The following is a 24,601-nucleotide window of genomic DNA, read 5'->3' on the forward strand; positions in this document are numbered from 1 at the left end:
CCATGGCCTCACCCTCTGACCTCTCCGCCCGGCAGGACGCCGCAGCCCCCACCGCCTCGGATGCGACCTATGCCGCGCTGGACCAGTGGATCGACGCCCACTTCGACGAAGAGGTGCGCTTTCTGCAGGCCCTGGTGCAGGTACCCACCGACACCCCGCCCGGCAACAACGCACCGCACGCCGAACGCACCGCCGAGCTCCTGTCCACCTTTGGCTGGCAGGCCGAGCGACATGCCGTGCCCAGCGAGCAGGTGCACGCCTATGGCCTGCAAAGCCTCACCAACCTGATCGTGCGACGCCGCCTGGGTGAAGGCGGGCGCACCGTGGCCCTGAACGCCCACGGCGACGTGGTGCCCCCCGGCGAAGGCTGGACCCACACCCCTTACGGTGGCGAGGTGGTCGATGGCAAGCTCTACGGCCGCGCCGCCGCCGTCAGCAAGAGCGACTTTGCCACCTACAGCTTCGCCCTGCGTGCACTGGAAGCCCTGCAGCAACGCCCCGATGCGCCCTCGTTGAAGGGCGCCGTCGAGCTGCACTTCACCTACGACGAAGAGTTCGGCGGCGAACTGGGCCCCGGCTGGCTGCTCAGCCAGGGCCTGACCAAGCCCGACCTGCTGATCGCCGCCGGTTTCAGCTACGAGGTGGTCACCGCCCACAACGGCTGCCTGCAGATGGAGGTCACGGTGCACGGCCAGATGGCGCACGCCGCCATCCCGCACACCGGGGTCGATGCCTTGCAAGGCGCCGTCGCCATCCTCAGCGCTCTGTATGCCCAGAACACGCTCTACCAGAGCATCACCTCGCAGGTGCCCGGCATCACCCACCCCTACCTGAACGTGGGCCGCATCGAAGGCGGTACCAACACCAACGTCGTGCCCGGCAAGGTCGTCTTCAAGCTCGACCGCCGCATGATCCCCGAGGAGAACCCCGCCGAGGTCGAAGCAAGCATCCGACGCGTCATCACCGAAGCCGCCGCCACCGCCCCCGGCATCCGCATCGACATCAAACGCCTGCTGCTGGCCCATTCTCTGCAGCCACTGCCGGGCAATGCGCCCCTGGTGCAGGCCATCCAGCAGCATGGCGAGGCGGTCTTCGGCCAACCCATCCCCACCTGCGGCACCCCGCTCTACACCGACGTGCGCCTGTACTGCGCGCAAGGCATCCCCGCCGTGATCTACGGCGCCGGCCCACGCACCGTGTTCGAGTCCAACGCCAAGCGCGCCGACGAGCACCTGGTGCTCGATGACCTGCGCAAGGCCACCAAGGTGGTCGCGCGCACCTTGTTCGATCTGCTGCACTGACGGCGCGCGCGCCCGCGTGAACCCCCGGTCTGGGCCCATCTCAGCCCCGGGCCATGTCGCTACACTGGGTGACATGCCTTTGCACACCCCCAGCCTGGCCGCCGCCGCCGCCCTGATCGCGCTGATCCTCGCCTTGAGCGTCGGGATGGCCAGTCTGCGCCCGCGGCGCGACGCGCTGCCCGCCACCGGCCTGGGTCTGCTGGCCAGCGCACTGGCCTTTGCCTGCGCAGCCGGAATGGGCCTCACGCCTGACTGGCTGACCGACGTCGCCGCCCCCGTAGGGCAAGCCGTCGCCCTGTCGGCCTACACCTGGGCTTTGCTGCACCTGCAGGCCCGCGCCGCCCCTTGGCAGAATCTGACGGTGATGCCCGCCCTGATGGGCGTGCTCATGGTGTTCCTGGCCGACCTGCCCACGGCGCGCGCCCTGTCCCACGACGCGGTGCTCATCGTGCAATGCCTGGTGCTGCTGATCTGGAGCCAGCGCCTCGCCCCTGAGCACGGCCAGATGCACCGCCTGCTGATGCTGGGGGCCGGCCTGGGCTTGCTGATGAACGCCTTGCATGGTGGTGACGTTCTGCTGGGCAGTCTGCCGACGTCGGAGCCGCTCGCGCTCACCGGGGCGGAAGCCTGGCGCCTGGCCAGCGAGCTGATCCTGGCCTTTATGCCCGCGTGCGCGCTGCTGCTCATGTCGCGCGAAGACCGCGAGACGGCACTGCAGCGTCTGGCGCTGCGTGACCCCTTGACGGGCATTGCCAACCACCCGGCCATTGCGGAGCGCTGCGCCTCGGAAGTGGAGCAGGCGCGCCGCTCCGGCTCCCCACTGGGGGTCGTCCTCATCGAGATCGACCAGCTCGCTTCCTTGCGAGCCCGGCAAGGCCAAGCCATGGTGGACGAAGCGCTGCAGCACACCGCCGCCCACCTGGCCGAACGCATCCGCCGTTCCGACAGCGTGGGCCGCTATGGCCCGCACGCCTTCCTGCTGCTCCTGCCCAACACCCCCACGCCCGGTGCCCGTCACGTGCTGCGCGCCCTGCGCGAGTCCATGCTGGACGCGCCCGCCCAGGGCACGGGCGCCGATGTGCTGCCGCTGAGCATCAGCATGGGCCTGTGGTGCGGCATGCCCAACCCACGCGATGACGCCGACGAGCTGATCGCCCGCGCGCGCACCGCCTTGCAGTCTGCGCAAGAAGCTGGTGCCAACCGCATGCGCGTGGCGGCCTGAACGACCCTCTGCTGTTCGGCCAACTCTGGCGCCGACACCCCACGGCCGCAGTACGGTGATCCAGGTCGCGCGCCCCGCGCTCGCCCAGCGCCCGGCACAATGTCGTCCGACCATGCCTTCTGCCATCCAACGCGGTACCCCGGCCTACCTGCGCGCCAACCTGGCGCTGTTCCTGGCCGGCTTTGCCACCTTCTCGCTGCTGTACTGCGTCCAGCCCCTGCTGCCCGCCTTCGCCAAGACCTTCCAGGTCAGCCCGGCCGAAAGCTCGCTGGCCATGTCCCTGTCCACCAGCCTGCTGGCCTTTGCGATTCTGGTCGCGGCCATCATCTCGTCCAGCGTCAAACGCCGGTTGCTGATGGGCACATCAATGGTACTGGCCTCGGTGCTCAACATCGTCGCCGGCCTCGTCCCCGACTGGCACACCTTACTGGCCTCACGCGCCTTGACGGGTCTGGTGCTGGGCGGCGTGCCCGCGGTGGCCATGGCCTACCTGGCCGAAGAAATCGACCACCGCGGCCTGGGCATGGCCATGGGCCTGTATGTGGCCGGCACCGGCGTGGGTGGCCTGGTCGGGCGTGTGGCCGCAGCAGGCCTCAGCGAATACTTTGACTGGCACGCGGCCATGCTGGTGCTGGGCATCATCAACCTGCTGACGGCCGTGGGCTTCATCGCGCTGCTGCCCGCGTCGCGCAACTTCACACCACGCCCGCCTCAAGGCCTGCGCCACCACCTCGGTCTGTGGGGTGCTCACCTGCGCCAGCCGGGCCTGCCGCGCCTGTTCCTCATGAGCTTCACGGTGATGGGCTGCTTCGTCACCATCTACAACTACGTGGGCTTCCACCTCATGGAGGCGCCCTATCTGCTCAGCCAGACGCAGATCGGCATCATCTTCATGGCCAACATCTTTGGCATCGTGTCCTCGTCGGTGGCCGGCGGCCTGGCCGACCGCCACGGACGCGCGCCGGTCCTCATCATCGGCATCGCGTGCATGCTGCTGGGCCTGGCCTTGACCCTGCACGCGCATCTGGCCGTGTTGCTGCTCGGGGTGGTGGTGCTCACCGCGGGATTCTTCATTGCCCATGCCGTGGCCAGCGCCTGGGTGGGCCGCCTAGCCCAAGGCGCCAAGGGACACGCCTCCTCGCTGTACCTGCTCACCTACTACACAGGCTCCAGCACCATGGGCTCGGTGGGCGGCTGGTTCTGGGAGTACGGCCATTGGCCTGGCGTGGCGGCCTTGGGTGGCACCCTCATGCTGATCGCCCTCGGCTTGGCGATCAGCCTGCGCCCCTTGGACAGCAAAGGCCCGCCCGCCAGCGCGGCGCCCCGCACGCCCTGATAATCGCGCCCATGCCAGACACGCCCACCGAAGCCCTCGTCCACACCTCGTTCTATCAGTTCGCCGACTTGGCCGACCCCGATGCGGTGGTTGCCATCGTGCGCGAACTGGTCGAGCCCTTGACGGGCAGTGTGCTCGTCGCGCGCGAGGGCATCAGCGGCGCGCTGGCCGCCTCGGCCGAGCGCATCGCCGCGTTCGAGCAGGCTCTGCGCACCGACCCGCGTCTGGACGGCCATTTCCAACACATCAGCTTCAAGCACAGTGCCTGCGACACCCCCCCGTTCTGGAAAGTGCGCGTGCACAAAAAGGACGAGATCGTGGCCCTGGGCGTGCCCGGCGTCACCGGCGTCGCGCCCAATCCTGACCGCAGCCGCCACCTCAGCCCCCAGGCCTGGCGCGATCTGATGGCTCAGGACAACGTCGTCGTCATCGACAACCGCAACAGCTTCGAGTACCGCCTGGGCCGCTTTCGCGATGCCATCGACCCCCAGGTCGACAACTTCCGCGACTTTCCCAGCTATGTGCAGGCCCACGCCGACCAGTGGAAGGCCGAAGGCAAGAAGGTCGCGATGTACTGCACTGGCGGCATCCGCTGCGAGAAAACCGGCATGTGGATGGAGAACCTGGGGCTGGACGTGTACCAGCTGGAAGGCGGCATCCTCAACTTCTTCCAGTCCCTGCCCGACGCCGAGCGCGACTGGCAAGGCGAGTGCTTCGTGTTCGACAACCGCATCGCCATCGACACCACACTGCAGGAAACGGCCACCACCGCCGACCAGGTCTACAACGACAGCCCAGACGAAGCCTGGCGGCTGGAGCGGGCGTACCGCCTGGATTCGGCCCACCCGAAGCCCAACCGAAAGCCCTCATAACTTAGCAGACACTGATTGCAAGTGATTGATTTTTCTACGCTTAAACGCATAGAATCCTCTCAATAATCATTTCAAAACTTGCACCACAGTCTCTGCCATGCGCCCCCTTTTGCAAGCGGCACGCGATCAACTGCCCAGCGTGCTGGGCCGACACCCCGGTATCAGCGGGCCCGATCTGGCCACGCAGTTGGGCGTGAGCGTGCCCACTTTGCACCGGCTCTTGCAGGAGCAGGCCGCGCACATCGTGAGCGCCGGCAAGGCTCGCCGCACCCGCTACGCGCTGCGCCGCCCCCTGCGTGGCGACCTGCACGACCTGCCGCTGTACGAGGTCAGCCGCGAGGGGCGCATCGAGCCCATCGGCACGCTGGCTGCCCTTCACCCCCAGGGTAGCTGCCTGCACCTGAGCCTGCCCCCCGACCACGCACCGTGGCCCCTGCCTGACGAAGCCCGCGACGGCTGGTGGGACGGCCTGCCCTACCCGCTCTACGACATGCGCCCCCAAGGGTACATGGGCCGCCAGTTCGCCCGGGCCGAGCACCACCAGTTGGGCGTCCCCGCCGCGCCCAACGAATGGGGGGACGACGACATCCTCCACGTGCTGCGTCAGCGCGGCCACGACCTCAGCGGCAACCTGATCCTGGGCGAGACCGCCTGCGCGCTGTGGCAGCAAGCTCATCAAGACCTCCCCGCTCCGTTGGACGCCGCCGCCATCGGGCCCGCCTATGCGCAACTGGCCGAAGACGCCCTGGCCAGCGGCGTGGCCGGCTCCAGCGCAGCAGGCGAGTTTCCGAAGTTCGCCGCACGCCGCACCCTGCCCGGCAGCCTCACCCCGCATGTGCTGGTGAAGTTCTCCGGGGCCGACGCCTCACCCGCCGTCACACGCTGGTCTGATTTGCTGGTGTGCGAGCACCTCGCCCTCACCCATGCCGCCACGCTGCCCGGCTTGCACAGCGCCCGCAGCCGCATCGTGCAACACGCCGGCCGCACCTTCCTGGAGTTGGAGCGTTTCGACCGGCACGGCGAATGGGGCCGCAGCCGCCTGAGCAGCCTGGACAGCCTGCAAGGCGCCTTTCTGGGCGATCGCAGCACCGAATGGCCCTTGCTCGCCGCGCGCCTGGTCGCGCTCAAGTTGCTGTCCCCACAGGATGCCGAACGCGTCACCGTGTTGTGGTGGTTCGGCCGCCTGATCGGCAACACCGACATGCACCTGGGCAACCTGAGCTTTGTACCCGGCCCCACGCTGCAACTGGCGCCCGCTTACGACATGCTGCCCATGATGTACGCCCCCTTGCCCGGAGGCGAAGTGCCGCCTCGCATCTTTCAACCCGACTGGCCCTTGCCCCCGCAGCGCAAGGCTTGGCAAACAGCCTGTGCGGCCGCGCTGACCTTCTGGCGCACTACCTCGGCCGACCCTCGCATCAGCGCACCCTTCCGCCAACTGTGCGAGGCCAACGCGCGCACCCTTGAGCATGTCGCGCCCCAAGTCTGACTACACCCCGCCCACGCGCCAGGGCGTCAGCCCCAGCACCGTGGCGCTGCCCAGCGGCCCCTGGGCCACGGTGCTCGACTTCCTGACCGAGCGCATCCCGGCGGTGCTGCGCGCGGACTGGGCTCAGCGCATGCGCCAGGGCGAGGTACTCGACCTGCAAGGCCAGCCTGTACAGCCTGATGCGCCGTATCGCCCGCAGACCAAGCTCTACTACTGGCGCGCCTTGCCCTTCGAGCACCCGGTACCCTTCGAAGAAGCCGTGGTCTTTCAGGACGAGTTCCTGGTCGTGGCCGACAAGCCGCATTTCCTGCCCGTCACGCCCAAGGGCCGTTACCTGCAAGAGACGCTGCTGGTGCGCCTCAAGCGCAAGCTCGGCATCGACACCCTGGTGCCCATGCACCGCATCGATCGAGAAACCGCCGGCCTGGTCGCGTTCACCATCCAGCCGCACACCCGTCACGCCTACCAGGCCCTGTTCCGCGACAAGGCCGTGCGCAAGACCTACGAGGCCATCGCCCCGTGGCGTGCCGACCTGAGTCTGCCCATGGTCCGCCGCAGCCGTCTGGCCGAAAGCGAACGCTTCATGGCCATGCACGAGGTCGACGGTGAACCCAACGCAGAGACCGCCATCGAGCTGATCGACCGGCGCGGCCACTGGGGCCAGTATCGCCTGCTGCCCGTTACCGGCCAGAAACACCAGTTGCGCGCCCACCTCAACGCGCTCGACATCCCCATCCTGCACGACCAGATCTACCCGGAGCTGCAACCGGCCCTGCCGCCCGAGGTCGCGCCCGACTTCAGCCGCCCGCTGCAATTGCTGGCCCGCACCCTGTCCTTCACCGACCCCGTCACGGGGCAGGAACGCACCTTTGAAAGCCCGCGCCGTCTGAGCTTGGACATTGTCGACACGCTGGCCGACTGACCTGCCCCCGGCGCCCGCCCCGACCGGCGACCACCGCCCCATTGCCAGCAGGTGTATCCCTCGCCAACTTGAATGTCATACCGAATGGGCCTATGGTCGGCGTTCTTGACCCAACCGAAGGAGGCTCAGATGAAACATCCCGAGATGTCCGCGCTGCTGCTGTCTGGTTTGCTGGCTTTGGGCGTGGCCGGCTGCTCCGTCACCCGCGAACAATCCACGGTCGGACAGTATGTCGACGATGCCACGGTGACCGCGCGAGTCAAAACCAAGTTTGCCGAAGACCCGACCGTCAGCGCCATGTCGATCGGCGTCGAAACCCTCAAGGGCGTGGTGCAGTTGTCCGGCTTTGCCAAGAGCGCTGCCGAGAAAGACCGCGCCGAGGCGCTCGCGCGTCACACCCCTGGCGCGGCCAGCGTGGTCAACGCCATCGTGGTCCGCCCCTGAACCACACCCAGGCCGTCAAAACACCCCCAGCGCCAGCCCTGCGGCCATCGCTTCACCCAGCGCCCGACAGCGTTCCAGCGCCTCGGGCGCAATCTGCTTGGGCGCCAGAATGGCCTCCGGCGTCTGCGCATGCGTGCACACGATCAGCGGCTCGGCCACAGCCTTCAGCCGCCACCCCGTGGCAATCCGCTCGATCTGCCGCGCCGCGTTGTGCCCATCACTGCCCGCGCAGATCAGGCTGGCATACGGCCGGCCATTGACCCGATCGAGCACCGGGTAGTAACTGCGGTCAAAAAAATCCTTCAACTGCCCACTGATGGCCGCCAAGTTCTCCGGCGTCGCAAAGATCAAGCCGTCGGCCGCCAGCACATCGTCCGGCCCCGCCTGCGAGGCATGCAGCAACCGCACCGCCACCTCGCCTTCCGCAGCCGCGCCTGCGCGCGCAGCCTCGGCCATCTGGCGCGTGCCATCGGTCAACGAGTGGTACACGATCAACAAAGTCTTCACAGACATGGTGTGCTGGGGAGCTTGGCTGCAGGCATGCTCACAGCATAGACTCAAAGGTTCAGATTCGCCATTTCGCCCCCCGATCGTTCCTGCCCCATGCCCTTGTCCGACCACTACCAGCTCACCGGCTCCGGCTCGCCCATCGTCTTCGTGCACGGCTCCTACGCCACCACGTCCACCTGGAAGAAGATGATCGAGCAGCTGTCGGCTCGCCACACCTGCATTGCCATCAAGCTGCCGGGCCACTGCGGCACGCCCGATCCGCAAGACTTTGACGCCCCCACCATCGAGACCGAGCTGAAGCTCATCGAAGACGTGGTGCGCTCGCTCACCGACGAGCCCATTCACCTGGTCGGCCACTCGTATGGCGGCGTGGTGGCCCTGTCCCAGGCCCTCAAAGGCTCCCTGCCCATCCATGAGCTGACCCTGTTCGAACCGGTCGCCACCTGGGTGCTCGACACCATGGGCGACGCCGACATGCAGGCCCAGGTCGATGCCTTCCTGCAGCGATACCGTCAGGACGCGGCCAACCAGGTGCCCTACGCCTGCGGCCAGGTCATCGACTTCTGGGGTGGTGGCAACGAGTTCGAGGCCCTGCCTGCCTTCGTCAAAGACATGATGGCGCCGCTCACCGCCAACAACCTGCGCCACTGGGACCTGTGCACCCAGATCCGCCACACGCGCGACGAACTGGCGCAACTGGAGATCCCCACGCGCATCGTCTGCGGCACGCGCTCCAACGAGGTGGCACACGCCATCGCCAACCACCTCGACAGCGAACTGCCGATCAGCAGTCGCTACGACATCGAAGACGCCAGCCACGCCATGGTCAACAGCCACCCCGACGACTGCCTCTTCATCCTGCAGGACCCGGTCGAGGTCTACTGAACTCAGCCCCGCTGCGCCATCGCCTCACCCATGCGGATCGCACCCGTCGGTGCCCACGCCGGGTTGAAGCGCAAATCGCCCTTGGGGAACAGCATCACCACGGTCGAGCCCAGCAGGAAGCGCCCCATCTCGTCGCCCTTCTTGAAGGTGATCTGCTGGTCGTCGTAGCGCCATTCGCGCACCTGCTTGCTGCGCGGCGGGTTCACCACGCCGTGCCACACGGTGGCCATGCTGCCCACAATGGTGGCGCCCACCAGCGTCAGCACAAACGGCCCCTGTTTCGACTCGAACACGCACACCACCCGCTCGTTGCGCGCGAACAGGCCGGGCACGCCCCGGGCGGTCGCCGGGTTCACCGAGAACAGGTCGCCCGGCACATAAATCATGCGCGTCAGGCGCCCATCGCAGGGCATGTGGATGCGGTGATAGTCCTTGGGGCTCAGGTACAGCGTCGCAAAATGCCCATCGTCGAACCGCTGTGCCAACTGGGTATCGCCGCCAACCAGCGTGGTGGTCGAGTAATCGTGTCCTTTGGCCTGGAAGATCTGATCACGTCGAATCGGCCCGAACTGGCTGATCGCCCCATCCACCGGGCTGATCAGGTCGGCATCGGCCAGCGGACGCGCCCCCGGCTTCAAGGCCCGCGAGAAGAACTCGTTGAACGTGGGGTAGCTGGCGATGTCCGGGTTGGCCGCCTCGGCCATGTTCACGCCATAGCGGCCCACAAACCAGCGGATGAAACGCGTGGTCAGCGCACCACCGCGCGCCGAAGCGCCCACGCCGGCCAATGCGGTCAAGGCGTGCTTGGGCAGCACGTACTGAGACAAGACAAAAAGACGATCCGACACGCGTCCACCCCGTTCAAACGACAAGGGTCGCATTCTAGGCGGCCCGCACCGCTGCCACGACGACAGCCGCAAGGCCGATCCCCCTGAAATGAACTGGCACGAATCTCGCTGACAGGACTGTATACAGTTTTGTCACTCGCTGGAGTCTGCCCCATGACCGTCTCGTCCCGCCCCCGTCGCACCCTGCTCGCCACCGTGGCCTCGGCCGCCGCACTCAGCTGGGGCATGAGCCTCCCCACCACGGTGCATGCCCAAACGCCCATCAAGTTCCAACTCGACTGGCGCTTCGAAGGCCCCTCTGCCCTGTTCCTGCAGCCGGTGGCCAAGGGCTACTTCAAACAAGCCGGCCTGGACGTGACCGTGGACGCCGGCAACGGCTCGGGCGGCACCGTCACCCGCGTCGCCTCGGGCTCCTACGACCTGGGCCTGGCCGACATCGCCGCCCTGATGGAGTTCCACGCCAACAACCCCGACGCGCCCAACAAGCCCGTGGCCATCATGATGGTCTACAACAACACGCCGGCCGCCGTGTTCGCCCTCAAGAAGTCCGGCATCCAGACCCCGGCCGATCTGGCGGGCAAGAAGCTGGGTGCCCCCGTGTTCGATGCCGGTCGCAAAGCCTGGCCCATCTTCGCCAAGGCCAACAAGGTCAACGGCGCCACCTGGGTCAGCATGGACCCGCCGCTGCGCGAAACCATGCTCGTGCGCGGTGACGTCGACGCCATCACCGGCTTCTCCTTCACCAGCCTGCTCAACCTCGAAGCGCGCGGCGCCAAGGCCGGCGATGTGGTGATGTTCCCCTACGCCTTGCACGGCGTGAAGCTGTACGGCAACGCCATCATTGCCTCGCCCAAGATCCTCAAAGAGAACCCCGCCGCCGTCAGAGCCTTCCTCAAGGCCTTCGCCAAAGGCACCAAGGAAGTCCTGGCCAACCCCGACGCCGCCATCGAACACGTCAAGGCCCGCGACGGCATCATCAACGTCGAGCTGGAAAAGCGCCGCCTGAAGATGGCCATCGACCAGGTCATCGCCAGCCCGGACGCCCGCGCCGAAGGCTTCGGTCAGGTCAAGCTGCCGCGCCTGGCACTGATGGCCTCGCAAGTGGGCGACGCCTTCGCCACCAAGACCCGCGTCAATGCCGACGCCGTCTGGACCTCTGCCTACCTGCCCTCGGCTGCCGACCTCAACGTCCTGCCCCCCAAGAAGTAAACCCGCGCACGCTGTACCTGAGGAGGGGCCATGACCGCCTTTGTTGATTTTCAAAATGTCTGGCTGGCCTACAACGACGCGTTGTGGGCCCAAGGACAGTTCGCCGTCGAGGATCTGAACCTGCAGATCGATGAGGGCGAGTTCGTGGCCATCGTCGGCCCCTCCGGGTGCGGCAAGTCCACCTTCATGAAGCTGACCACCGGCTTGAAGCAGCCCACCAAGGGCCACATCACGATCGGGGGCGAGCCCGTGACCGGTCCGCTCAAGATCACCGGCATGGCCTTCCAGGCCCCGTCGCTGCTGCCCTGGCGCACCACGCTCGACAACGTGCTCTTGCCGCTGGAGATCGTCGAACCCTTCCGCGCCAGCTTCAAGGCCAAGCGCAAGGAATACGCGGCCAAGGCCCGCGCCCTGCTCGAAAGCGTGGGGCTGGGCGGCTACGAAGACAAGTTCCCCTGGGAGCTCTCGGGCGGCATGCAGCAGCGCGCCAGCATCTGCCGCGCCCTGATCCACGAGCCCAAGATGCTGCTGCTTGATGAGCCCTTTGGCGCGCTCGACGCCTTCACCCGCGAAGAGCTGTGGTGCGCCCTGCGCGACCTGCAGGCGGTGCAGAAGTTCAACGTCATCCTCGTCACCCACGACCTGCGCGAAGCCGTCTTCCTGGCCGACACCGTGTATGTGATGAGCAAGAGCCCGGGCCGCATCCTCGCCAAGCGCGAGATCGAACTGCCCCGCCCCCGCGATCTGGAAGTGACCTACACCCCCGAGTTCACCGGCATCGTGCACGAGTTGCGCGCCCACATCGGCGCCATGCGCAAGCCCGCCACCATCCAGTCCCACATTCAAACCGCCGGGGAGATCGCGCAATGAAACTCAGCGCCAAACAACAAGCCCGCTGGGCGCCCTGGGTGCTGCTGCTAGGCGTGCTCATCCTCTGGCAGGTGCTGTGCTCGGCCCTCAACGTCTCCGAGTTCATCTTCCCCAGCCCCGCCCGCATCGCATCCCAACTGGTTGAGTTCCACAGCGAAATCCTTCGCCACGCCTGGCGCACCCTGTGGGTGACCCTGGCCGGCTTCGCCATCGCCATCGTGGTCGGCGTGCTGCTGGGCTTCCTCATCGGCAGCTCGCGCCTGGCCTACGCCGCCGTCTACCCGCTGATGACCGCCTTCAACGCCCTGCCCAAAGCGGCCTTCGTCCCCATCCTCGTCGTGTGGTTCGGCATTGGCCCCGGCCCGGCCATCCTCACCGCCTTCCTCATCAGCTTCTTTCCGATCATGGTCAACATCGCCACCGGCCTGGCCACCCTGGAGCCGGAGCTGGAAGACGTGCTGCGCGTGCTGGGCGCCAAGCGCTGGGATGTGCTGATGAAGGTCGGCCTGCCGCGCTCCCTGCCCTACTTCTACGGCTCACTCAAGGTCGCCATCACCCTGGCCTTCGTGGGCACCACGGTGTCGGAGATGACCGCCGCCAACGAAGGCATCGGCTACCTGCTCATCAGCGCTGGCTCGTCCATGCAGATGGGCCTGGCCTTCGCCGGACTGGTCGTCATCGGCGCCATGGCCATGATCATGTACGAGCTGTTCTCCGTGGTCGAAACCCGCACCACCGCCTGGGCACACCGCGGCAGCCAGAACCATTGAACAGCGCACCTCAAGGTATCAAGGCGTGAGCCAGGCCTCGCCAAACACCTGATTCCCGCCTAACATGCCAGCAGAGGCGCATGTCCAGCGCCTCTGCCTATCGGAGGCCCACCATGTTCAGGCGCATACGACTTGTCCTGCTGACCTTGCTGGCCATGGCGGTGTTGATCGGCACTGTGTTGGTCGGCTTCATGTACTGGGCACCGGCACAAACCACCCAGGCGATCATGGTTGCCTTGCGCACCCAAGCGGGCCTGCACACCCGCTCGCTGATCCTGCCCGATGGCACCCGCATGGCCTACCTGGATGGCGGCCAGGGCGAGCCCCTGGTGCTGCTGCACGGCATCGGTGGCAACAAGGACACCTTGCTGGCCGTCGCGCGCCACCTCACTGATCACCAACGCCTGATCATCCCGGACCTCATCGGCTTCGGAGACTCCTCCCGCCCCGAAGGCGTGTCCTATGGACCGCAAGCGCAAGCCCGTCGTCTGCAGGCATTCGTGCAGCAACTCGGCCTGGGCCCCGTTCACCTCGGCGGTATCTCCATGGGCGGGCAGATCGCCCTGACCTACACCGCCCTGAACCCCAGCCAGGTGCGCAGCCTCTGGCTCATCGACACAGCCGGCATCTGGTCTGCCCCACCGAGCGAGGTCCAGTTGACCATCCGCCGGGGAGAGCCCAATCCGCTGCTGCTGCGCGACGAGAACGACTTCCCGCGCTTTCTCTCGGTTGTGATGGCCCGCCCGCCGCAGCTGCCCCCGCCCATCGCCCGCGTCTTCGCCCGCCAGCGACTGGCCGACCGTGAACGCGAGCAAGCCATCATGAACGACATGGTCCGCGAGCCGACCGAAAAGCGTATCCGCGGCCTGTGCACCCCCACCCTCATCATGTGGGGCCAACTCGACCGCGTGATCAGCCCCGCCACCATCCCGGTGCTGCAAAAGCTGCTGCCGCAAGCCAAGGTGGTGGTGTTCGACGGCGTGGGACACATGCCCGTGATGGAAGTGCCCGAAACCTCTGCACAGGCTTATCTGGCCTTCCGAAGAGGCCGCTGAACCTGCGTGGTATGGTCATCAGTCACCTTGCCTTGAGTTCAGACCATGACGCGCCCGTTGACGCCCGAAGAAGCCCGAGTCCTTGCCGTGCTGGTAGAGAAACAGCACACCGTCCCTGACAGCTACCCGCTGTCGCTCAACGCCCTCACCCTGGGCTGCAACCAGAAAACCGCGCGCGAGCCGGTCATGCAGTTGAGCGAAGCCGAGGTGCTGGAGGCCGTCAACGGCCTGCGCGAGCTCAGCCTTGTCAGCGAAGTCAGCGGCAACCGCGTGGTGCGCTTCGACCACAACGCCGCCCGTGGCTTGGGCGTGCCCAGCCAGGCCGTGGCCTTGCTCACCCTGTTGATGCTGCGTGGCCCGCAAACCGCAGCCGAGTTGCGCCTGCACACCGAGCGCCTGCACCGTTTTGCCGACGTTTCCTCGGTCGAAGCCTTTCTGGACGAGTTGGCGGCCAAAGAGCCTCCGCGCGTCGTGAAGCTACCCCGCGCTCCGGGTGCCCGCGAATCCCGCTGGGCCCACCTGCTGTGTGGCGAGGTGGCTGAAACCGCCCAGGGTGGTGCCTCCTCCGGCCACGCCACGCCTTCCGGCCCGGCCACCGCGGAACTTCAGGCCGAACTTGCCTCCCTGCGTGAAGAACAAGCCCGCATGGCCGCCGAGATCGCTGCGCTGCGCAGCCTCGTGACCCGCTTGGCCAGCGAACTGGGCGTGGACGCCAGCAGCCTCAGCGCCGACTGAAGCCCCAAACCACCCCACCGAGCCACGCGCCCGGTGGGAGCAAGCCCGCCCAGTCAAACTTGCCTCCCCCCCGTCGATGCACCTCGCATCCGATGACGCTCAGAGCGACAACATCAGCCCCACCGCCGCCAACACCGGGCTCAGTAGGTTCACCGCCACATTCAGTCCCATGGCCGGCTGCAGCCCGGGCAGATCATCGGCGTACACCTGAGCGCGTTGCCAGGCGCTCACCGCCAGCGGCAAGCCCAAGACCGCCAAACCCGTGGCGGCAGGCCACCAACCCAAGGCCAGCCCCAATAGCACCGCGCCAAACGCGAAACCGTACTGCAAGCCCAGCACCGGCACACTGCCCGCGCGGCCCAGCGCCAGCGGCAAGGTACGACGCCCCACCGACCGGTCCGCCTCCACATCCGGAAACTGGTTGAGCAACAGCAGGTTGTTGGCCAGAAAGAAGGGCAAGGCCGACAAGGCCAAGCCCTGCCACGACATCGCCCCGGTCAACACCACCTCGGTGCCCAGCAACATCAAAGGCCCAAAGCCCAAACCGGGCGCCATCAGGCACAGCCACGGATGGCGCGTCAGCCAAGGCGTGTACGACACCACCACCGCCACACCCAGCAAGCCCAGCGGCGCCAGATCCCACAACAACGTCGGCCGGCTCACCACAAAGTACAGCCCAGTCAATACGGTGACCAGCAAGGCGCCCCACCCCATCGCCAAGGCCACCGGCGCCAACGCGGGGTTCGCGGGCAAGACCCCGCTGCCCCCACTGAACGGCGTCCGCTGCGTGCTCTGATCCAGCCCACTGCGGAAATCATGGTGCTCGTTGAGCGCGTTCACCGCCACGTGCGCCGCCAGCGCGCCCAGCACGCACAAGAGCGCGTCCAGCGCATTCAGGCTCTGCCCCAACTGTGCCAACTGCCAGGCGCTCCACGCCACGCCCAAGGCCATACAGGCGGGCGTCAACAGCAAAAACGGCACCCGCGCCGGGCCCCACCAGGGGTGCTCACTCGCCATGAATCAATTCCCTCACACCTGCCAGAGCTTCTTCCAACCGGCCAGGCCCAGCTTGCGCAGCGTGGCCTTGTTGGTCTCGTAGATGTCCTCGGCCTCGGGGAAGGCCTCGATCGCCCGGTCCAGGCTCTCTTCACGGATCAGGTGCAGCGTCGGATACGGCGCGCGGTTGCTATAGTTCTCGATGTCATCCGGGTCCGCATCCGCGAACTGGTAATCCGGATGGAAACTCGCCACCTGCAAAACCCCATCCAGCTCCAACTCCTCCACCGCGGCGTCCACCACATCCAGGAAGTCATTGAAGTCCAGAAAATCCTGCAACGCACCGGGGTGCACCAGCAAGGTCGTGTCCACCTCCTCGGGGTCGGCGTCACGCAGGAAGGTCAACTCCTCGATCAGATCTTCCAGCAAACCCTCCGGCGTGCTGGCGTCCGACACGCGGTAGCGCACTTGGTTTTTCACATGCACCCCTTTGGCAAACGGGCACAGGTTCAAGCCGATGACGGCCTTGACCAACCAGTTGCGGGTGTCTTCGATGACGGTGTCGTGTTCCATGCTCATGCCGCGATTGTCGCCGTTGTCGGCCCAGCGCACCGGCCCGCGGCACCGCATCCGCTTTAAACTGGGCTTTTCCCACTGCTGTCTGGCGCAATTCCTGCGTACACAAGGCCCATGAGCTGGCTCGGTCAACTGAACCTGGATTACCGCCGCGATGGCGAACGCACCATCGCCCTCGACCGCCACACCGGCCCGCTGCGCGTCCTGCAACGCCTCTACCCCGAAGGCCCCGGCGTCTGTCACCACGTACTGGTGCACCCGCCTGGCGGCATCGTCGGCGGAGACGTGCTCCAGGTCGATGCCCACCTGGCGTCCGGCAGCCACGCGCTCATCACCACCCCCGGCGCCACCCGCTTCTACCGCAGCGCCGGAGATGAAGCCCAGCAAACCCTGCACGCTCGCCTGGACGACGACAGCCGCCTCGAATGGCTGCCGCTCGAAACCATCGCCTACCGGGGCTGCGTTGCCAGCAACCGCATGCGCTTCGACCTCGCCCCCCGCGCCGAGATGTTCGGCTGGGACGTCCTGGCCCTGGGCCTGCCCGCTGCAGGCGAGCCCTTTGACGACCCCACCCACCCCCACGGCCGCTACACCCAGGAGATCGACCTGCCCGGCGTCTGGCTGGAGCGCGGCACCGTGGCCGCCACTGATAGCCTGCTGCTCGACAGCCCCCTGGGCTGGGCCGGCCACCGTGTCATGGGCACCCTCTGGTTCGCCAGTGGCACCGCCCTGCCACGTGCCCGGCGCGAAGCCCTGCTAGACGCGGCCCGCGCTCTTCACACCGAGCACCCGCTGTGCGCCACCAGTGGCAGCACCAGCGCACACGAACAAGTCGTCGTTCTGCGTGCCCTGGCCCCCCGGGTCGAACCGCTCATGGACCTGCTCGTCTCGGTCTGGAGCCAATGGCGCACCTTGGCCTGGCAGCTCGAACCTTGCCCCTCGCGCTTGTGGCGGACCTGACCCCCCTCAAACAAGGCCCTGAAACTTACAAACGCAGACACTTACAACCCTTACGTCATAGACCTCAGCACTATGATGTCGCGCGTCTGGCCCCCAGATCATGCGAAAACGGCTCCCTTTGGTTGCACTGGCGTTGTTTTGTGAAGGTCTTGCCCCGACGCACTCAAAGAACAAACAAGCAGGAGTAAATGCATGAAGGTGTTGCTGATCGACGACCATCCCCTGATCCTGGCCGCCTTGCAGTCGGTCATCCAGGGCCTCGGAGACGGCGTCACCGTCTCGGCGGCAGACAGCGGCGCCAGTGCCCGCAATACCCTGCGCCAGGATGCCAGCTACGACCTCGTGCTGCTCGACCTGCACCTGGGCGATGCCGATGGCTTCGACCTCCTGGGCGAGCTGCGCTCTCGCTACCCGGCCCTGCCCGTCGTGGTCATCTCCGCCTCCGACCGCACCAGCGACGTCATCCGCGCCATCGACATGGGTGCCATGGGCTTCGTCCCCAAGCGCGCCACCAACGAAACCCTCGTCGAAGCCCTGCAACAGGTCATCTCGGGCGGTGTCTATGTGCCCCCCATGAGCATGGGCAGCGAACTCAGCGCCCAGTTCAGCCAATCGCCCTACGCGCGCCAGGTCCAGCAAGAATCCCGTGATTCGGGCTTCCAGACCATGCCCTCGCTGCAGCAACTGGGCCTCACGCCACGCCAGACCGATGTGCTGCACCTCCTCCTCAAAGGCCAGCCCAACAAGCTGATCGCCCGCGAACTCGGCCTGTCGGTCGAAACCGTGAAAGACCACGTCGCCGCCGTGCTGCGTGCGCTGGGCGTCAGTTCGCGCACCCAGGCCGTGATCGCCGTCAGCCAGATCCTGCAAAAGCAGAGCGGCTTGCAACACAGCAGCGCCTGGCACAGCCGTTGAGCCCCATGGCTGCGGGCACCCTGCCACCCACGCATCTCCCGGTCTCCCACGACGCGACCCTGGTCCCTCGGCCCAACAGCCATGCCTTGACGCAAGACAGCGCACGCCTGGTCTACCGCCAGACCAGCGCCGCCCTGATGGGTCACTTTCTGGGCTTCGTGGTCACCACCCTGGTGTACTGGCACCATGTGCCCCGCTCGTGGCTGTGGGCCTGGAGTGCGGCTTTCGCGCTGCTATGGGCTGCCCGCTTCCTCAACCTGCTGGGGCACGAGCGGGCCATGCGGCAAGGCCCCATCGACGCCCAACGCTGGCTCTACCGCTGGAACACCGGCGCCGTCATTGGCGCGGGCCTGTGGAGCGTGGCCGCCGTGCTGTTCTACAAACATGGCGGCCATTTCGAGCGCACCGCGCTGATGCTCACGGTGTACTCGTTCGCCATCGGCGCCGTACCCTACATGTCCTCACAGCCCAGGCTGTTCCTGGCCTGCATGGGCCTGTACTTCGTCCCCATGATCGTGCACACCGCCCTGCTGGGCGGCACCGACAACCTCTACCTCGCCGGCATCTGGTCCCTGATGTGCCTGTGCACCGTGGCCATGGGGCGAGCCTTCTACAACATGTTCGGCGAAATGGTGGGCCTGCGGGTCCAGACCCAGCAGCTGGCCCAACGCCTGCGTACCGAGATGGCGGCCGCCGAAAACGCACAGCACCAGGCCGAACTCGCCAACCGCGCCAAAACCCAATTCTTTGCCGCCGCCAGCCACGACCTGCGCCAGCCCCTCCACGCCCTGGGCCTGTTTGCCGAAGCCCTGCGCCAGCGCTGCAAGGACGACGAAGTGGCCCACCTCGTTCACAGCATCAACAGCTCGGTCGATGCGCTCGAAGGACTGTTCAGCGAACTGCTCGACATCACCAAAATCGACACCGGCGGCATTGACATCCAGCCCGAGCACTTCCCCCTGTGCGCCCTCTTCGAGCGCCTGCGCCTGAACTTCGAGCCCACCGCCTTTGAAAAGGGCCTGTCCCTGCGCTTTCACGGCGCGCGGCACCACGCCTACGCCGACCCACTCGTGGTCGAACGCATCCTGCGCAACCTCATCTCCAACGCCATCCGCTACACCGAAGACGGTGGCGTCCTCGTCAGCTGCCGCACCCGCGGCGACCAACTGTGTCTGCAAGTGTGGGACAGCGGCATCGGCATCCTGCCCAAGGAGCAGGAGCGCATCTTTGAAGAGTTCTACCAAACCCAGAGCAAGCGCCCGCTGGAGCCCCACCATCGCAAAGGCCTGGGCCTGGGATTGGCCATCGTCAAACGTCTGGCCAAGCTCATGGAGGCGCCACTGAGCCTGCGCTCCCGCGCAGGTCACGGCAGCGTCTTCACGCTGCTGCTGCCCATCGGCAAGCCTGTGCGTGCACCTGTTGCCGACACCCCCGCCAAGCCACGCCCCGCCATCACCCTCGACCGGCGCCACATCGTCGTCGTGGAAGACGAGCCTGCCGTCGCCGAAGGGCTGGAAATCTTGCTCAAAGGCTGGGGTGCCACCGTCAGCGCCTTTGACACGCTGGATGCCGTGGCGGCCTGGTCAAGCGACACCGACCAACACCCCGACCTGCTCATTGCCGACTACCGCCTGCCCGAGCAGCGCACGGGCATCGAGGTCATCCACCTCATGCGGGCACGCTTCGGCCCCGACCTGCCCGTCATCATGGTCACCGGCAGCACCATGAGCGGCCACGAAACCGAAGCCCGAAGCGAAGACTTCCACCTGCTGCTCAAGCCGGTGATCCCAACCCGCCTGCGCGCCTTGATCGCATTCAAACTCGGGCAGCGCTGACCCCCATCATCCACCAGGGGTCAGCGCACCCATCCGCCGGACCGTCAACGCCGGGCTCAGCCGCCGCACAGGGCGCGACGCGCCTCGACGTACTCCGCCTTCAGACGCGCCACCAGCTCGGCCGCCGGCAGCACCTGCTTGACCGCGCCAATGCCCTGGCCCGAACCCCAGATGTCCTTCCACGCCTTGGCCCGCTTGGCATCGCGATCGCTGCCAAAGGTCATCTCGCTGGGGTCACCTTCGCCCAGGTTCTCGGGGTCCAGCCCGGCGTTGACGATCGAGCCGCGCAGGTAATTGCCATGCACACCGGTGAACTTGCTGCTGTACACCACGTCGGCGCTGCTGCTGTCCACGATCATCTGCTTGTAAGCCTCGGCCGCACGCGCCTCATCGGTCGCAATGAAAGCCGAGCCGATGTAGGCAAAATCCGCCCCCATCGCCTGCGCCGCCAAGATGGCGCGACCATGCGCGATCGAGCCTGACAAGGCCAAGGGACCGTCAAACCACTCCCTGATTTCCTGCACCAGCGCAAACGGACTGGTCGTCCCGGCATGGCCACCGGCGCCGGCCGCCACCGCGATCAGGCCGTCTGCGCCCTTCTCGATCGCCTTGCGCGCAAACCGGTTGTTGATGATGTCATGCATCACCACGCCGCCCCAGCTGTGCACGGCCTGGTTCACATCCTCGCGTGCGCCCAGCGAAGTGATCACGATGGGCACCTTGTACTTCGCGCACAGGGCCATGTCATGTTCCAGACGGTCGTTGCTCTTGTGCACGATCTGGTTGATGGCAAACGGGGCTGCTGGCTGATCCGGGTGCGCCTGATCCCAGGCAGCCAAGGCCTCGGTGATTTCGGCCAACCAGTCTTCCAGCTGCTCGGTCGGGCGCGCATTGAGCGCCGGCATCGAGCCCACCACCCCTGCCTGACACTGTGCGATCACCAGCTTGGGATTGCTGATGATGAACAAGGGGGAGGCAATCACCGGAAAAGGCACACGCTTCAGAACATCGGGCAAAGCCATGAAAACTCCTCAACAAAGAAAAATGCCCTCACCGGTCAGGACCGAATGAGGGCATCGAATGTGTCGTTCAATCCTGTTGGGTGATTGTCCGACAACTCAACAGGTCAACGCTCAGAAGGCGTCCAGCGGCATCGCCGTCACGCTCTCACCACCGTGGAGGATGGTGTCACGCAGCGAGGCCACGCGCGCCAGGATGTGGTCGCCGTAGAAACGGGCCGTGGCGATCTTGGCCGTCATGAAAGCGGCCTCCTCGCCAGCGGCCAGCTTGTCCTCGGCCACGATCAGCGAGCGGGCCATCTGCCAGCCGGCCACCAGGTTGGCGGTCAGCATCAGGTAAGGCACCGAGCCGGCGAACACGGCGTTCGGGTTGCTCTTGACGTTGGCGAGCACGAAGTCCACCACCTGCAGGAAGGACTCGCGAGCGGCCTTCAACTGGGTGGCCAGCTTCTTGCCAGCAGCACTGTCGCGGCCAGCCAGTTGGCCTTCCAGATCCGCGATCTGAGCGGCGATGGCCTTGGCCATGGCGCCGCCGTCACGGGCTGTCTTGCGACCGACCAGGTCATTGGCCTGAATGGCGGTCGTGCCTTCGTAGATCGGCAGGATGCGCGAGTCGCGGTAGTACTGCGCCGCACCGGTTTCCTCGATGAAGCCCATGCCACCGTGCACCTGCACGCCCAGCGAGGTCACTTCCACCGAGTTCTCGGTCGAGAAGCCCTTGATCAGCGGCACCAGGAACTCGTAGAACGCCTGCGCCTGCTTGGCCTCCTCGGCGTTGGGGTTGTGGTGCGCGTTGTCGTACGCCGACGCACCCACCAGGGCCATCGCGCGCGCGCCTTCGATCAGCGCACGCATGGTCATCAGCATGCGCTGCACGTCAGGGTGATGGATGATGGCCACGGACTCCTTGGCCGAACCGTCCACCGGACGAGACTGCACACGGTCCTTGGCATAGCCCACGGCGTGCTGGTAAGCGCGCTCGGACACCGCGATGCCCTGCATGCCCACGTCGTAGCGGGCCGCGTTCATCATGATGAACATATATTCCAGGCCGCGGTTCTCTTCGCCCACCAGGTAACCGATGGCGCCAGGGCCCACGTCGCCCTTGTCGTCGCCATAGACCAGCACGGCGGTCGGCGAGGCCTTGATGCCCAGCTTTTCTTCGATGGAAGCGCAGTACACGTCGTTGCGCTTGCCCAGCGAGCCGTCGGCGTTGACCATGAACTTCGGCACCACGAACAGCGAGATGCCCTTCACGCCTTCGGGCGCATCAGGGGTACGCGCCAGCACCAGGTGAACGATGTTCTCCACCATGTCGTGCTCACCGTAGGTGATGAAAATCTTCTGGCCGGAGATGCGATAGGTGCCGTCATCCTGCTTGACCGCCTTGGAGCGCACCAGGGCCAGGTCGGAGCCGGCTTGCGGCTCGGTCAGGTTCATCGTACCCGTCCACTTGCCCGACACCATGTTGGGGATGTAGCGGGTCTTGAGCTCGTCGCTGCCCGCCGTCAGCAGCGCTTCGATGGCGCCACCCGTCAAAATGGAGCACAGCGAGAAGCTCAGGTTGGCAGCCATCGTCTGCTCAACGCAAGCCGCGCCAATGATCTTGGGCAGGCCCTGGCCGCCGTACTCCAGCGGTTGACCCAGACCTTGCCAGCCACCTTCGGCCAAGGCAGCGTAGGCTTCCTTGAAACCCTTCGACGCACGCACGACGCCGTTGTCCCACGAACCGTGGTCCTGGTCGCCCGACCAGTTCAAGGGCGCGACCACGCCTTCGTTGAACTTGGCCGACTCTTCCAGCACAGCCTGAGCGGTTTCATAGCCGGCGTCTTCAAAGCCGGGAATGGTGGCAACCTGATCGATGCCAGCCAGCTCCTTCATGCAAAAGAGCTGGTCTTTGACGGGGGCGCGAAAACTCATGTTGTTCTCCGATAAACGAAAAGGGGCGCCTCGAAAGACGCCCCAGATGGCTCAATGATGCAGACCTGCGCCTGCCATCTGGACCAGATTACAGCGCCTTGACCAGTTCGGGGACAGCCACGAACAGGTCAGCTTCCAGACCGAAATCGGCCACCTGGAAGATCGGGGCTTCGGGATCCTTGTTGATGGCCACGATGACCTTCGAATCCTTCATGCCGGCCAAGTGCTGGATGGCGCCCGAGATACCGCAGGCGATGTACAGCTCAGGGGCAACGATCTTGCCGGTCTGACCCACTTGCAGGTCGTTGGCAGCGTAGCCAGCGTCCACCGCAGCGCGCGAAGCACCGATGGCAGCGCCCAGCTTGTCAGCCAGCGGGGGCAGCACTTCGTTGAACTTGTCAGCCGAACCCAGCGCACGGCCACCGGACACGATGATCTTGGCAGCGGTCAGCTCAGGACGCTCGGACTTGGTCACCTCACGGCCCACGAAGGACGAGGAACCCGCATCAGCCACGCCAGCCACGGTTTCCACCGCAGCGGAACCACCGGAGGTGGCAGCCGCGTCGAACGCGGTACCACGCACGGTCAGCACCTTCACGGCGTCAGCCGATTGCACGGTGGCAATGGCGTTACCGGCGTAGATCGGGCGCTCGAACGTGTCAGCGGACACCACCTTGGTGATTTCCGACACCTGACCCACGTCCAGCTTGGCAGCGACGCGGGGGGCCACGTTCTTGCCCGTAGCGGTCGCCGGGAACAGGAGGTGGCTGTAGCCACCGGCCACGGCCAGCACTTGGGCGGCCACGTTTTCAGCCAGGCCATCGGCGAACTGGGCGCCGTCGGCGTGCAGCACCTTGGAAACGCCAGCGATCTGAGCGGCGGCAGCAGCAGCGGCACCAGCATTGGCACCAGCGACCAGCACGTGCACATCGCCACCCAGGGCCTTGGCAGCGGTCACCACGTTCAGGGTGGCGGCCTTGATGCTGTTGTTGTCGTGATCAGCAATAACGAGAGCGGTCATGGGTTATCTCCTCAGATCACTTTGGCGACGTTCTTGAGCTTGTCGACCAGGGTCGCCACATCGGCCACCTTGATGCCAGCCGAGCGCTTGGCAGGCTCTTCGACCTTCAGGGTCTTGATGCGCGGGGCCACGTCCACACCCAGGTCGGCCGGCTTGACGGTCTCCAGGGGCTTCTTCTTGGCCTTCATGATGTTGGGCAGCGTGACGTAGCGCGGCTCGTTCAGACGCAGGTCGGTCGTCACGACAGCAGGCAACTTCAGCTTCACGGTTTCCAGACCACCGTCGACTTCACGGGTCACGATGGCGAAACCATCGGCCACTTCCACCTTGGAAGCGAACGTGCCTTGCGGCAGGTCAGCCAAGGCAGCCAGCATCTGGCCTGTCTGGTTGCTGTCGTCGTCAATGGCTTGCTTGCCCAGGATGATCAGATCGGGCTTTTCCTTGTCGACCAGCGCCTTCAGTACCTTGGCCACGGCCAGGGGCTGCACTTCAGCGTCGGTTTCCACGAGGATGCCACGGTCGGCACCAATGGCCATGGCCGTGCGCAGGGTTTCCTGAGCTTGTGCCACACCCACGGTGACCGCGATGATCTCCGTGACCACGCCCTTTTCTTTCAGGCGCGTGGCTTCTTCGACGGCGATTTCGTCGAAGGGGTTCATGCTCATCTTGACATTGGCAATGTCGACACCAGAGCCGTCAGACTTCACGCGAACTTTCACGTTGTAGTCCACAACCCGCTTGACCGGAACCAGAACCTTCATGCGATGTTCTCCTGCGTCATGAGGAAGTTGAGTAAAAATTTGCCGCGCCTAAAAAAGCACGATCGTTCGATTCTAGCGTGACTTCGGGGCTCGTGAACCCCCCAAGCTCGCAAAAGACAGACAATACGCG

General features: G+C 65.9%; 24 protein-coding genes. 16 read left to right on the top strand and 8 right to left on the bottom strand.

Going from position 1 to position 24,601, the window contains the following annotated elements; translation table 11 throughout:
* The first annotated feature begins 2 nt into the window (after positions 1–2).
* The 7 genes from AC3WW4_RS12120 (at position 3) to AC3WW4_RS12150 (ending at position 7,586) form a co-directional block, all read left to right on the top strand.
* Complete coding sequence (locus tag AC3WW4_RS12120; RefSeq protein WP_488828728.1) at positions 3–1,301, top strand: M20 family metallopeptidase; 1,299 nt, start codon at positions 3–5, stop codon at positions 1,299–1,301.
* Positions 1,302–1,374: 73 nt separating this feature from the next.
* A complete protein-coding gene (locus AC3WW4_RS12125) occupies positions 1,375–2,523 on the top strand; it encodes a GGDEF domain-containing protein (protein WP_488828730.1) in 1,149 nt (382 codons plus the stop codon).
* 112 nt (positions 2,524–2,635) lie between these two features.
* Positions 2,636–3,859 (top strand): MFS transporter, encoded by a 1,224-nt coding sequence (locus tag AC3WW4_RS12130; RefSeq protein WP_488828732.1) that lies wholly within the window; start codon positions 2,636–2,638, stop codon positions 3,857–3,859.
* Between the two features lie 11 nt (positions 3,860–3,870).
* Positions 3,871–4,731, top strand: a complete 861-nt coding sequence (trhO, locus tag AC3WW4_RS12135; protein WP_488828734.1) for an oxygen-dependent tRNA uridine(34) hydroxylase TrhO — start codon at positions 3,871–3,873, stop codon at positions 4,729–4,731.
* A gap of 97 nt (positions 4,732–4,828) precedes the next feature.
* Complete coding sequence (yjjJ, locus tag AC3WW4_RS12140) at positions 4,829–6,220, top strand: type II toxin-antitoxin system HipA family toxin YjjJ (protein ID WP_488828736.1); 1,392 nt, start codon at positions 4,829–4,831, stop codon at positions 6,218–6,220.
* Entirely contained in the window at positions 6,201–7,142 is a 942-nt protein-coding gene (locus tag AC3WW4_RS12145; protein ID WP_488828738.1) for a pseudouridine synthase, read from the top strand. Before yjjJ ends, AC3WW4_RS12145 begins: the two co-directional genes overlap by 20 nt.
* 129 nt (positions 7,143–7,271) lie before the next feature.
* The gene (locus AC3WW4_RS12150) at positions 7,272–7,586 is read left to right on the top strand and encodes a BON domain-containing protein (protein ID WP_488828740.1); all 315 of its coding nucleotides are present in this window, start codon (positions 7,272–7,274) and stop codon (positions 7,584–7,586) included.
* A 15-nt stretch (positions 7,587–7,601) separates the two neighbouring features.
* On the opposite strand, the gene AC3WW4_RS12155 is transcribed toward AC3WW4_RS12150, so the two are convergent.
* The gene (locus AC3WW4_RS12155; protein WP_488828742.1) at positions 7,602–8,099 is read right to left on the bottom strand and encodes a flavodoxin family protein; all 498 of its coding nucleotides are present in this window, start codon (positions 8,097–8,099) and stop codon (positions 7,602–7,604) included.
* A 90-nt stretch (positions 8,100–8,189) separates the two neighbouring features.
* On the opposite strand from AC3WW4_RS12155, the gene AC3WW4_RS12160 reads away from it, so the two are divergent.
* Entirely contained in the window at positions 8,190–8,981 is a 792-nt protein-coding gene (locus AC3WW4_RS12160) for an alpha/beta fold hydrolase (protein WP_300153229.1), read from the top strand.
* A gap of 2 nt (positions 8,982–8,983) precedes the next feature.
* On the opposite strand, the gene asd is transcribed toward AC3WW4_RS12160, so the two are convergent.
* On the bottom strand, positions 8,984–9,829 hold the full coding sequence (asd, locus tag AC3WW4_RS12165; protein WP_488828744.1) for an archaetidylserine decarboxylase: 846 nt from the start codon (positions 9,827–9,829) through the stop codon (positions 8,984–8,986).
* A gap of 225 nt (positions 9,830–10,054) precedes the next feature.
* On the opposite strand from asd, the gene AC3WW4_RS12170 reads away from it, so the two are divergent.
* From AC3WW4_RS12170 to AC3WW4_RS12190, 5 genes are all read left to right on the top strand, one after another.
* Complete coding sequence (locus AC3WW4_RS12170; protein WP_488829747.1) at positions 10,055–11,038, top strand: ABC transporter substrate-binding protein; 984 nt, start codon at positions 10,055–10,057, stop codon at positions 11,036–11,038.
* Positions 11,039–11,068: 30 nt separating this feature from the next.
* The gene (locus AC3WW4_RS12175) at positions 11,069–11,908 is read left to right on the top strand and encodes an ABC transporter ATP-binding protein (RefSeq protein WP_488828746.1); all 840 of its coding nucleotides are present in this window, start codon (positions 11,069–11,071) and stop codon (positions 11,906–11,908) included.
* Positions 11,905–12,678 carry an ABC transporter permease gene (locus AC3WW4_RS12180; protein ID WP_488828748.1) on the top strand — a complete coding sequence of 258 codons (774 nt, stop codon included), beginning with the start codon at positions 11,905–11,907 and terminating at the stop codon, positions 12,676–12,678. The genes AC3WW4_RS12175 and AC3WW4_RS12180 overlap by 4 nt, the downstream gene beginning before the upstream one ends.
* A gap of 113 nt (positions 12,679–12,791) precedes the next feature.
* Positions 12,792–13,733 (top strand): alpha/beta fold hydrolase, encoded by a 942-nt coding sequence (locus AC3WW4_RS12185; RefSeq protein WP_488828750.1) that lies wholly within the window; start codon positions 12,792–12,794, stop codon positions 13,731–13,733.
* 45 nt (positions 13,734–13,778) lie between these two features.
* Entirely contained in the window at positions 13,779–14,468 is a 690-nt protein-coding gene (locus AC3WW4_RS12190) for a YceH family protein (protein WP_488828752.1), read from the top strand.
* Between the two features lie 99 nt (positions 14,469–14,567).
* Here AC3WW4_RS12190 and AC3WW4_RS12195 read toward each other — a convergent pair whose 3' ends face one another.
* Together AC3WW4_RS12195 and AC3WW4_RS12200 are read right to left on the bottom strand one after the other, a co-directional pair.
* Positions 14,568–15,485 (bottom strand): prenyltransferase, encoded by a 918-nt coding sequence (locus AC3WW4_RS12195; RefSeq protein ID WP_488828754.1) that lies wholly within the window; start codon positions 15,483–15,485, stop codon positions 14,568–14,570.
* A gap of 12 nt (positions 15,486–15,497) precedes the next feature.
* Positions 15,498–16,043, bottom strand: a complete 546-nt coding sequence (locus AC3WW4_RS12200) for a DUF1415 domain-containing protein (protein WP_488828756.1) — start codon at positions 16,041–16,043, stop codon at positions 15,498–15,500.
* 111 nt (positions 16,044–16,154) lie between these two features.
* Between AC3WW4_RS12200 and AC3WW4_RS12205 the strand changes: the two genes are divergently transcribed.
* From AC3WW4_RS12205 to AC3WW4_RS12215, 3 genes are all read left to right on the top strand, one after another.
* Complete coding sequence (locus AC3WW4_RS12205) at positions 16,155–17,000, top strand: urease accessory protein UreD (protein WP_488828758.1); 846 nt, start codon at positions 16,155–16,157, stop codon at positions 16,998–17,000.
* 192 nt (positions 17,001–17,192) lie between these two features.
* Positions 17,193–17,915 carry a response regulator gene (locus AC3WW4_RS12210; RefSeq protein WP_488828760.1) on the top strand — a complete coding sequence of 241 codons (723 nt, stop codon included), beginning with the start codon at positions 17,193–17,195 and terminating at the stop codon, positions 17,913–17,915.
* 5 nt (positions 17,916–17,920) lie between these two features.
* Complete coding sequence (locus tag AC3WW4_RS12215) at positions 17,921–19,750, top strand: sensor histidine kinase (protein ID WP_488828762.1); 1,830 nt, start codon at positions 17,921–17,923, stop codon at positions 19,748–19,750.
* 56 nt (positions 19,751–19,806) lie between these two features.
* On the opposite strand, the gene AC3WW4_RS12220 is transcribed toward AC3WW4_RS12215, so the two are convergent.
* The 4 genes from AC3WW4_RS12220 to AC3WW4_RS12235 form a co-directional block, all read right to left on the bottom strand.
* Positions 19,807–20,772: an NAD(P)H-dependent flavin oxidoreductase gene (locus AC3WW4_RS12220; protein WP_488828764.1), complete on the bottom strand. Its 966-nt coding sequence runs from the start codon at positions 20,770–20,772 to the stop codon at positions 19,807–19,809.
* A 111-nt stretch (positions 20,773–20,883) separates the two neighbouring features.
* Positions 20,884–22,689, bottom strand: coding sequence for an acyl-CoA dehydrogenase (locus tag AC3WW4_RS12225; RefSeq protein ID WP_488828766.1), 1,806 nt, complete (start codon positions 22,687–22,689; stop codon positions 20,884–20,886).
* An 88-nt stretch (positions 22,690–22,777) separates the two neighbouring features.
* The gene (locus AC3WW4_RS12230) at positions 22,778–23,710 is read right to left on the bottom strand and encodes an electron transfer flavoprotein subunit alpha/FixB family protein (protein WP_488828768.1); all 933 of its coding nucleotides are present in this window, start codon (positions 23,708–23,710) and stop codon (positions 22,778–22,780) included.
* 11 nt (positions 23,711–23,721) lie between these two features.
* A complete protein-coding gene (locus tag AC3WW4_RS12235; RefSeq protein ID WP_488828770.1) occupies positions 23,722–24,471 on the bottom strand; it encodes an electron transfer flavoprotein subunit beta/FixA family protein in 750 nt (249 codons plus the stop codon).
* Between the last annotated feature and the right edge of the window lie 130 nt (positions 24,472–24,601).

The sequence above is a fragment of the Aquabacterium sp. TM01 genome (assembly GCF_057808345.1).

What these genes read in the sequence shown, in the direction of transcription:
- AC3WW4_RS12120 (WP_488828728.1), top strand. Translation starts at nt 3, where the DNA reads ATGGCCTCACCCTCTGACCTCTCCGCCCGGCAGGACGCCGCAGCCCCC.
- AC3WW4_RS12125 (WP_488828730.1), top strand. Translation starts at nt 1,375, where the DNA reads ATGCCTTTGCACACCCCCAGCCTGGCCGCCGCCGCCGCCCTGATCGCG.
- AC3WW4_RS12130 (WP_488828732.1), top strand. Translation starts at nt 2,636, where the DNA reads ATGCCTTCTGCCATCCAACGCGGTACCCCGGCCTACCTGCGCGCCAAC.
- trhO (WP_488828734.1), top strand. Translation starts at nt 3,871, where the DNA reads ATGCCAGACACGCCCACCGAAGCCCTCGTCCACACCTCGTTCTATCAG.
- yjjJ (WP_488828736.1), top strand. Translation starts at nt 4,829, where the DNA reads ATGCGCCCCCTTTTGCAAGCGGCACGCGATCAACTGCCCAGCGTGCTG.
- AC3WW4_RS12145 (WP_488828738.1), top strand. Translation starts at nt 6,201, where the DNA reads ATGTCGCGCCCCAAGTCTGACTACACCCCGCCCACGCGCCAGGGCGTC.
- AC3WW4_RS12150 (WP_488828740.1), top strand. Translation starts at nt 7,272, where the DNA reads ATGAAACATCCCGAGATGTCCGCGCTGCTGCTGTCTGGTTTGCTGGCT.
- AC3WW4_RS12155 (WP_488828742.1), bottom strand. Translation starts at nt 8,099, where the DNA reads ATGTCTGTGAAGACTTTGTTGATCGTGTACCACTCGTTGACCGATGGC.
- AC3WW4_RS12160 (WP_300153229.1), top strand. Translation starts at nt 8,190, where the DNA reads ATGCCCTTGTCCGACCACTACCAGCTCACCGGCTCCGGCTCGCCCATC.
- AC3WW4_RS12170 (WP_488829747.1), top strand. Translation starts at nt 10,055, where the DNA reads ATGAGCCTCCCCACCACGGTGCATGCCCAAACGCCCATCAAGTTCCAA.
- AC3WW4_RS12175 (WP_488828746.1), top strand. Translation starts at nt 11,069, where the DNA reads ATGACCGCCTTTGTTGATTTTCAAAATGTCTGGCTGGCCTACAACGAC.
- AC3WW4_RS12180 (WP_488828748.1), top strand. Translation starts at nt 11,905, where the DNA reads ATGAAACTCAGCGCCAAACAACAAGCCCGCTGGGCGCCCTGGGTGCTG.
- AC3WW4_RS12185 (WP_488828750.1), top strand. Translation starts at nt 12,792, where the DNA reads ATGTTCAGGCGCATACGACTTGTCCTGCTGACCTTGCTGGCCATGGCG.
- AC3WW4_RS12190 (WP_488828752.1), top strand. Translation starts at nt 13,779, where the DNA reads ATGACGCGCCCGTTGACGCCCGAAGAAGCCCGAGTCCTTGCCGTGCTG.
- AC3WW4_RS12195 (WP_488828754.1), bottom strand. Translation starts at nt 15,485, where the DNA reads ATGGCGAGTGAGCACCCCTGGTGGGGCCCGGCGCGGGTGCCGTTTTTG.
- AC3WW4_RS12200 (WP_488828756.1), bottom strand. Translation starts at nt 16,043, where the DNA reads ATGAGCATGGAACACGACACCGTCATCGAAGACACCCGCAACTGGTTG.
- AC3WW4_RS12205 (WP_488828758.1), top strand. Translation starts at nt 16,155, where the DNA reads ATGAGCTGGCTCGGTCAACTGAACCTGGATTACCGCCGCGATGGCGAA.
- AC3WW4_RS12210 (WP_488828760.1), top strand. Translation starts at nt 17,193, where the DNA reads ATGAAGGTGTTGCTGATCGACGACCATCCCCTGATCCTGGCCGCCTTG.
- AC3WW4_RS12215 (WP_488828762.1), top strand. Translation starts at nt 17,921, where the DNA reads ATGGCTGCGGGCACCCTGCCACCCACGCATCTCCCGGTCTCCCACGAC.
- AC3WW4_RS12220 (WP_488828764.1), bottom strand. Translation starts at nt 20,772, where the DNA reads ATGGCTTTGCCCGATGTTCTGAAGCGTGTGCCTTTTCCGGTGATTGCC.
- AC3WW4_RS12225 (WP_488828766.1), bottom strand. Translation starts at nt 22,689, where the DNA reads ATGAGTTTTCGCGCCCCCGTCAAAGACCAGCTCTTTTGCATGAAGGAG.
- AC3WW4_RS12230 (WP_488828768.1), bottom strand. Translation starts at nt 23,710, where the DNA reads ATGACCGCTCTCGTTATTGCTGATCACGACAACAACAGCATCAAGGCC.
- AC3WW4_RS12235 (WP_488828770.1), bottom strand. Translation starts at nt 24,471, where the DNA reads ATGAAGGTTCTGGTTCCGGTCAAGCGGGTTGTGGACTACAACGTGAAA.